2 protein-coding genes are annotated in these 1,284 nt (G+C 48.8%); both read right to left on the bottom strand.

Annotation, left to right across the window (positions count from 1 at the left end; translation table 11 throughout):
• Positions 1 to 98: 98 nt before the first annotated feature.
• Positions 99 to 641 carry a cysteine hydrolase family protein gene (locus tag E1189_RS01365; protein ID WP_155158311.1) on the bottom strand — a complete coding sequence of 181 codons (543 nt, stop codon included), beginning with the start codon at positions 639 to 641 and terminating at the stop codon, positions 99 to 101.
• Positions 642 to 698: 57 nt separating this feature from the next.
• Positions 699 to 1,235 carry a redoxin domain-containing protein gene (locus E1189_RS01360; protein ID WP_155158310.1) on the bottom strand — a complete coding sequence of 179 codons (537 nt, stop codon included), beginning with the start codon at positions 1,233 to 1,235 and terminating at the stop codon, positions 699 to 701.
• Between the last annotated feature and the right edge of the window lie 49 nt (positions 1,236 to 1,284).

Here is a 1,284-nt window from a genome sequence, read left to right as displayed (position 1 = left end):
TCATATCTTTCACTCTCAAACTTTAAAGTCCGCGGTGATGCCGTGTACGGCCTGCAGACTTAGGGGGGGGCCATGCAAAATATGCATGGCTTTTTTTCTCAGCCCAAATACTCAGCCGTTGTTTTAACCTCAGCGTAGGCAAAGCTAAGAGCAAACATAAATGCTGCGTGAGCATCCGGAGCGGAAACTGTTCTTCCAGCAAACTCTATGTCGTGGGTTGCACAGGCATCCTCTACAACAGTCACCTTATAGCCAAAGTCAGACGCTGCACGTACAACGGCATCCACGCACATATGGCTCATACTACCCACAATAGTGAGAGTTTCGATGCCGTTTTCATCCAGCAGCTCTTTAAGGTTGGTTTGCAGGAAAGAGTTCACCTGGTTTTTTAGTACAACCGGTTCACCTTCCAGAGGAGCAACACTGCTGTGAATTTCAGCTCCTTTTGTCTCTGGTACAAAAAAAGGAGCGCCTTCATCAATATTCTCATGGCGAACATGAACAACCAGCTGGCCATTCTCCCGCGCATGCTGTAGCACTTGTGCAGCCTTGCCTGCACTGGCTTCCATATTGTGAAGAGACCACTTGCCATCAGCGAAGTAGTCGTTCTGAATATCGATAAGTAGAAGTGCCTGTGTCATATTCCTTACACCTTAACAATCAGTTAGCAGTAGCGTCCCGCCAGCCTTTATAAAACCTTAACTCACAAATGTTCCCCGAATGGGGTAGTTGTTAGCTGGATTCTTGATAAAACCAAGCCCCATCAAAAGTGCATCCAGATCCGGACGGGTAAATGGAGCATTAGCGATATCAATAATCTGAACGGCACCCTGTTCATTCACTACAAACAGTCCCGGCTCGGCAAACGGTGCGTCAGCCTCCTGGGATGAGCGAGGCTCAGAGATATAAAGACCAAGCTGTTGCATCTGCTTAATGGTCAGCCCAAAACCTACAGGGTAGGCAGGGGCAATATCAGCCAGCTGCCCCTGTGCTTTTTCCTGAGAGTCCGCAGAAACAGCCACAACATCTACACCTAACCTATTGAACTCAACCAGTCGCTCATTGAGCTGATTTAGATATCGAGTACACAGTGGGCAGTGAGCGCCACGGTAAACGACAACCAGCTGCCAATCAAGACCAGTTTTTGGGCAACCAAGGTCAAGCTGTCCGCCATCAACAGTTTTGACCGTTATTTGTGGGAACGGCTGGCCTGCAGTTAAGGCTGTATGCTGCATAGAGACTTACCCTTCAGACAGTGGGCGCAGGTAGATAGCTTCACGCAGC

Source organism: Parendozoicomonas verongulae (assembly GCF_009711465.1).
Classification (GTDB): Bacteria; Pseudomonadota; Gammaproteobacteria; order Pseudomonadales; family Endozoicomonadaceae; genus Sansalvadorimonas; species Sansalvadorimonas verongulae.
The sequence above is the reverse complement of the archived record's forward strand: the minus strand, read 5'-3'. Positions and strand labels throughout refer to the sequence as shown.